The 6,000-nt window shown below is 63.4% G+C and carries 8 protein-coding genes; all 8 read left to right on the plus strand.

The genetic code is table 11. From position 1 onward, the window contains the following. Positions 1–27 precede the first annotated feature (27 nt). The 8 genes from secD to B4F27_RS09600 all read left to right on the plus strand — a co-directional run bounded on the left by secD (position 28) and on the right by B4F27_RS09600 (position 5,917). Positions 28–1,677: a protein translocase subunit SecD gene (gene secD, locus B4F27_RS09565; RefSeq protein ID WP_286759533.1), complete on the plus strand. Its 1,650-nt coding sequence runs from the start codon at positions 28–30 to the stop codon at positions 1,675–1,677. An 11-nt stretch (positions 1,678–1,688) separates the two neighbouring features. Beyond that, a complete protein-coding gene (gene secF, locus B4F27_RS09570; protein WP_286759534.1) occupies positions 1,689–2,657 on the plus strand; it encodes a protein translocase subunit SecF in 969 nt (322 codons plus the stop codon). 166 nt (positions 2,658–2,823) lie between these two features. Then, positions 2,824–3,177: an Mth938-like domain-containing protein gene (locus B4F27_RS09575; RefSeq protein WP_286759535.1), complete on the plus strand. Its 354-nt coding sequence runs from the start codon at positions 2,824–2,826 to the stop codon at positions 3,175–3,177. A gap of 1 nt (position 3,178) precedes the next feature. Beyond that, complete coding sequence (gene ccmA, locus B4F27_RS09580; protein ID WP_286759536.1) at positions 3,179–3,796, plus strand: heme ABC exporter ATP-binding protein CcmA; 618 nt, start codon at positions 3,179–3,181, stop codon at positions 3,794–3,796. Further along, positions 3,793–4,449: a heme exporter protein CcmB gene (ccmB, locus tag B4F27_RS09585; protein WP_180827469.1), complete on the plus strand. Its 657-nt coding sequence runs from the start codon at positions 3,793–3,795 to the stop codon at positions 4,447–4,449. The genes ccmA and ccmB overlap by 4 nt, the downstream gene beginning before the upstream one ends. Before the next feature lie 52 nt (positions 4,450–4,501). Further along, entirely contained in the window at positions 4,502–5,236 is a 735-nt protein-coding gene (locus tag B4F27_RS09590; protein WP_005852651.1) for a heme ABC transporter permease, read from the plus strand. Beyond that, a complete protein-coding gene (ccmD, locus tag B4F27_RS09595) occupies positions 5,236–5,385 on the plus strand; it encodes a heme exporter protein CcmD (RefSeq protein ID WP_107277682.1) in 150 nt (49 codons plus the stop codon). The genes B4F27_RS09590 and ccmD overlap by 1 nt, the downstream gene beginning before the upstream one ends. After that, on the plus strand, positions 5,378–5,917 hold the full coding sequence (locus B4F27_RS09600) for a DsbE family thiol:disulfide interchange protein (RefSeq protein ID WP_037943946.1): 540 nt from the start codon (positions 5,378–5,380) through the stop codon (positions 5,915–5,917). The genes ccmD and B4F27_RS09600 overlap by 8 nt, the downstream gene beginning before the upstream one ends. The last annotated feature ends 83 nt before the right edge of the window (positions 5,918–6,000 follow it).

The raw sequence follows: 6,000 nt of genomic DNA on the forward strand, positions 1-6,000 counted from the left end.
CGGGCGTGTCGAGAAAAGGGCAGTACCATGCTTCAGATTGATCTGTGGAAACGGGTGTTGATCATCCTCACCTGTGCCGCTGGCCTGTGGCTGGCGCTGCCCAATGCGTTCTACGGACCCGTCGAACAGCACAATGATGCGGTCAAGGCGATCAGCGTTGCTGGCGCCACCCCCGAGCTTGAGGCGCAAAAGGCGCTTTGGCCCGAGTGGATGCCGGAACGTCTGGTCAACCTTGGCCTCGATCTGCGCGGCGGGGCCCATTTGCTGGCCGAAGTGAATGTCGAAGACGTTTACGCCAACCGGATGGAGGCCGCCTGGCCCGAGGTCCGCGATGCGTTACGCTCGATCACGCCGGTCCGCCGCGTTGACGCCCCCAAGGGCGAGCTGCGCGTGCGCATCAACGATGCCTCTGTCATGGCACAAGCTTTAGAGGCGACCCGTGCCTTGGCCCGCCCCGTGCAGTCGCTGACCGGCACAGGGCAAAACGACATCGTGGTAAACGGTGCCAATGACATCATCACCATCACGCTGACCGATGCCGAAAAACAGGCCACGGACGAGCGCACGATGCAGCAGTCGCTGGAAATCATCCGCCGCCGCATCGACGAGGTGGGCACGCGCGAACCCACGATCCAGCGTCAGGGTGCAGACCGTATCCTTATTCAGGTGCCCGGCATCGGGTCGGCCGCAGAGCTGAAAGCGATCATCGGGACCACGGCGCAGCTGACGTTCAACCCCGTGGTGAACCGTGGTGCCAACGAAAACGCGGCACCGGGTCTGGGCAATTCGCTTTTGCCCGACGCCGAAGCGCCCGGTGTCTTCTACATCATCGAAACCGCGCCCGTCGTGACCGGCGAACAGCTGGTCGATGCGCAGCCCAGCTTTGACCAGAACGGCCGCCCCGCTGTCAGCTTCCGCTTTGACACCACCGGCGCGCGCAAGTTCGGCACCTACACGGCAGAGAACATCGGCGCGCCTTTCGCCATTGTGCTGGATGACGAGGTCATCAGCGCCCCCACCATCCAAAGCGCGATCCCCGGCGGGTCGGGCATCATCACCGGTAACTTCACTGTCGAGGAATCCACCAATCTGGCCGTCTTGCTGCGGGCAGGGGCCTTGCCCGCGGGTCTGACCTTTGTCGAGGAACGCACCATCGGGCCGGAACTGGGGCAAGACAGCATTGACGCGGGCAAGATCGCGACCAGCGTCGCCTTTGGCGCGGTACTGTTCTTTATGTGGGCCAGCTACGGGCTTTTCGGGCTGTTTGCCAATATCGCGCTGATCATCAACGTCGGCATGATCTTTGGTTTGCTAAGCCTGATTGGTGCCACGCTGACCCTGCCCGGTATCGCGGGGATCGTTCTGACAGTGGGTATGGCGGTGGACGCCAACGTGCTGATCTTTGAACGCATCCGCGAAGAGCTCAAGACCGCAAAGGGACCGGCCCGCGCCATCAGCCTTGGCTATGAACGCGCGCTTAGCGCCATTCTGGACGCCAACATCACCACCTTCATCATTGCAACGATCCTCTTTGTGCTTGGCTCCGGCCCTGTGCGCGGGTTCGCGGTGACGCTGGGGCTTGGCATCGTCACGTCGGTCTTTACGGCGTATTTCGTCACACGTCTGATCGTGGTGTTCTGGTTTGAACGCCGCCGTCCCAAGACAATCACGGTATAGGAACGCGCACCATGCGGCTGAGACTGATCCCCGACGATACGAATATCGACTTCTTCAAACACGCCAAGCTGACCTTTGGGGCGTCCTGTGTGGCGGTGCTGCTGGCCTTGGCCGTGTGGTTCACCATGGGCCTGAACTACGGCATCGACTTCCGCGGGGGCACGACCCTGCGTACGCAAAGCGACGCAGCCGTGGACGTGGCGGCCTACCGCACGGCGCTGGATCCGCTAGAGCTTGGCGATGTGTCCATCTCAGAGGTGTTTGACCCTGCCAGCGACAGCACCAAACATGTCGCGATGGTCCGCATCCAGGCCCAGGAGGGCGAAGAGGCCGCATCCCCCGAGATGATCCAGAATGTCGAGGAAGCGTTGAAAACCGTGGCCCCGAACATCGTCTTCACCTCGGTCGAATCTGTTGGCCCCAAAGTGTCGGGCGAGCTGATCCAGACCGCGTTTCTGGCGGTTGCTGCCTCCCTCGGGGCGATCCTGATCTACATCTGGCTCAGGTTCGAATGGCAGTTCTCTGTCGGGGCGGTCGCGGCGCTGTTCCACGATGTGGTGCTGACCATTGGCGTGTTCTCGGCCCTGCAGATCCGCTTCGATCTGGCGGTGATCGCGGCGATCCTGACCATCATCGGCTATTCGATCAACGACACCGTGGTGATCTTTGACCGCCTGCGTGAAAACCTGCGCAAATACAAGAAACGCGACCTGCGCGAGATCATGAACCTCAGCGTTAACGAGACCCTGAGCCGGACCTTGATGACATCGGGCACCACTTTGCTCGCGCTCATCGCGCTGCTGGTTCTGGGCGGCGATGTGATCCGTGGCTTTGTCTTCGCGATTACATGGGGCGTTGTTGTGGGCACCTATTCTTCGGTCTATGTGGCCAAGAACGTCGTGCTGTTTCTGGGCGTCAAACGCGACTGGTCCAAGAAAGACAACAACAACACCGGCCAATACGCCAACATCGACGCGTAATATATGCCGCTGTCAGCAGGGCACCCCCTTGCTGGCAGCCTGTTCCGCGCCCGCATCCGGCGCGACGCTTTGCCCTTAGGGCCCGCCCCATTTCACCGCCAGTTGACCTGTATTGTTCGCGCGTGATCCGCTATGATCGCGCAGCCCCCGCGAGAAGGAGAACATCATGCGTTTGAACGAGGTCGTGTATTCGGATGCCAAACCCGTCGAAGGCTATGGCCCCGGTTTCTTCCGGATCGGTGGCGAGGTGTTCGAAGGGCCGGTGATCGCAGGCACCTCTGGGGTTTCTCCGTGGCAAGGCTTCGACGACCACGCCCCGCTTCTGGCGCTGTCGGGCAAGATCGACATCCTGTTCATCGGCACGGGGGCCGAGATTGCGCATATCCCGGCCGACCTGCGCAGCACGCTTGAAGACGCGGGCATCGGGGTGGATGTCATGTCGTCCCCCGCGGCGGCGCGGACGTATAACGTCCTGCTCAGCGAAGGCCGTCGCATCGCTTTGGCGATGATCCCCGTCTGATATGACCCTGCGTATCACCGACCTTGCCGTCGCGCGCGGCGGTGTGCCCGTGCTGGACGGGGTGTCCTTTTCGATTGAACCGGGGGCTGCCTTGATCCTGCGTGGGCCGAATGGGGCGGGCAAGACCACGCTACTGCGCTGCATCGCGGGGCTGCAACCGCCCTTGTCGGGGCAGATCGACGGGGCAGAGGAAACCATCGCCTACGCCGGTCATGCCGACGGGCTGAAAGCGATGCTGAGCGTGCGCGAAAACCTCACATTCTGGGCACAGGTCTTCGGGCAACGCGATATCACCGAGGCACTGGCCGCCTATGACCTTGAGCCGCTGCAAGACCGGCTGGCGGGCACCTTGTCTGCGGGGCAAAAGCGGCGCTTGGGGCTGGCGCGGTTGATGGTTACGGGGCGGCCCATCTGGGTGCTGGACGAGCCGACCGTGTCGCTGGACGCCGCCGCCGTCGGGCTTTTCGCCGCCGCGGTGACGGCGCATCTGGGGGCCGGCGGCACGGCGCTGATCGCGACCCATATCGACCTTGGCCTGAAAGCGCATAGCTTTGACATTACCCCGTTTCGCGCCAAACCATCACAGCGCAGCGGTGCCAGTGACGAGGCTTTCCTGTGATCGCCCTGCTGCGCCGTGACCTGATGCTTGCCTTTCGGGCGGGCGGGGGCTTTGGCCTCGGGCTGGCGTTCTTCCTGATTGTCACCGTACTGGTGCCCTTCTCGGTCGGGCCGCACCCCGATCTGTTGGGGACCATCGCGCCCGGTGTGCTTTGGCTGGGGGCGCTGCTGGCCTGCCTGCTCTCGCTCGACCGGCTGCTTGCGCTGGATTACGAGGATGGCACGCTGGACCTGCTGGCCACGGCACCGCTGCCGCTTGAGGCGGCGTTGAGCGTCAAGGCGCTGTCCCACTGGGTGACGACCGGGCTGCCGCTGGTGCTGGCGGCACCTGTGTTGGGGGTGATGCTGAACCTCGCGCCTTCGGGGTATCTGTGGCTGGTGGCCTCGCTGGGTCTGGGCACGCCCGCGCTGTCGGTGATCGGCACCTTTGGCGCGGCGCTGACCGTGGGCATCAAACGCGGCGGGTTGCTGATGTCGCTGCTGGTGCTGCCGCTTTACGTACCGACGCTGATCTTCGGGGCAGAGGCCGCGCGCCGCGGCGCGATGGGGCTGGACGCCACGACCCCTCTGACCCTGCTGGCTGGCATCACCTTTGGCACCATCGCGCTCATGCCCTTCGCCTCTGCCGCGGTGCTGCGGATGACCTTAAGGTGAGTGTGCGCTTTTGACCATTGAGTGCCAGGAAACGGAGCGATAGAACCCCGCCATGTCTTTATGGGAATACGCCAATCCGGTGAAATTTTTAGGCCTCTCGGCCCGCGTACAACCCTATGTCTGGGGGGGGGCGGCGCTGTGTCTGATCGTCGGTCTGGGCTGGGGCTTTTTCGGCACGCCGGATGATTACCGTCAAGGATCGACGGTCAAGATCATCTACCTGCATGTACCCGCCGCGCTGATGGCGATCAACGCGTGGTTCATGATGCTGGTGGCCTCGCTGGTCTGGTTGATCCGGCGGCATCACGTCAGCGCCCTCGCGGCCAAGGCGGCGGCCCCTGTGGGCGTCACCATGACAGTGATCGCGCTGATCACCGGTGCGATCTGGGGGCAGCCCATGTGGGGAACCTGGTGGGCATGGGATCCACGGCTGACGTCCTTTCTGATCCTGTTCCTCTTCTACCTCGGCTATATCGCCCTGTGGGAAGCGGTCGAGGACCCCGATACCGCGGCAGACCTGACCTCGGTCCTGTGTCTGGTAGGCTCGGTCTTTGCGGTGCTGTCGCGCTATGCGGTCAAGTTCTGGAATCAGGGGCTGCATCAAGGCACCTCTGTCCCGCTGGCTACCGGCGGTCGTACCGTGTCGGATGTGTTTTTCTACCCGCTGCTGATCAGTATGGTCGGCTTTGGCCTGCTGTTTCTGGCGCTGGTCCTGTACCGCACAGGGACCGAAATCCGCCTGCGCCGCGCCCGCGCGCTGCTGGCGCGCAGCGAAAGGGGTGCATGATGCCGGAACTTGGGAAATACGCCGCCGAAGTACTGGCCGCCTATGGGGTGTCGCTGCTGCTGCTGGCGGGGCTGGTGGGGCTGAGCTTGAACAAAGGGCGCAAGGCCCGCGCCACACTTGCTGATATAGAGGCCCGTAAAGATGGCTAAAATCTCTCCGCTCATGATCGCGCCACCGCTGGTCTTCGCCGGTTTCGTGGCGCTTGCCGCCTTTGGCATGTTCCGCCCCGATCCCGAAGGGCTGCCCTCGACGCTGGTGGGGCAGATGGCCCCCGCGCTGCCGGAAAAACCGCTGGAAGGGTTTCCCGCCGCGGCACCGGATGTGCTGACCAATGGCGAGGTGACGCTGGTCAACTTCTGGGCCAGCTGGTGCCCGCCCTGTCGCGCCGAACATCCGCAGCTGCTTGATATGCAGGCGCAGGGGCTGTCGATCATCGGGGTGAACTTCAAAGACACGGTCGGCCCCGCAACCAGCTACCTGACCAATGATGGCAACCCCTTCGAAGGCGTCGCCTTTGACCCGCAGGGCCGCACGGCCATCAACTGGGGCGTCACCGCCCCGCCAGAGACGTTCATCATTGCGGGCGACGGCACGGTTCTGTTCCGCTACGCCGGTCCGCTGGTCGGCAGTGACTACGAACAACGCTTCCTGCCGGCGCTGCAAGACGCTCTGAAGAACTGACACCCGCTTCCAAATGGCCCTAAATCCTCGCCGAAGGCATGACCCGTAGCAGGCTGCGCCCCGGCAGCGGGCCTGTGCGCCAC

The sequence above is a fragment of the Sulfitobacter sp. UBA1132 genome, from assembly GCF_002311545.1.
Taxonomy (GTDB): domain Bacteria; phylum Pseudomonadota; class Alphaproteobacteria; order Rhodobacterales; family Rhodobacteraceae; genus Sulfitobacter; species Sulfitobacter pontiacus.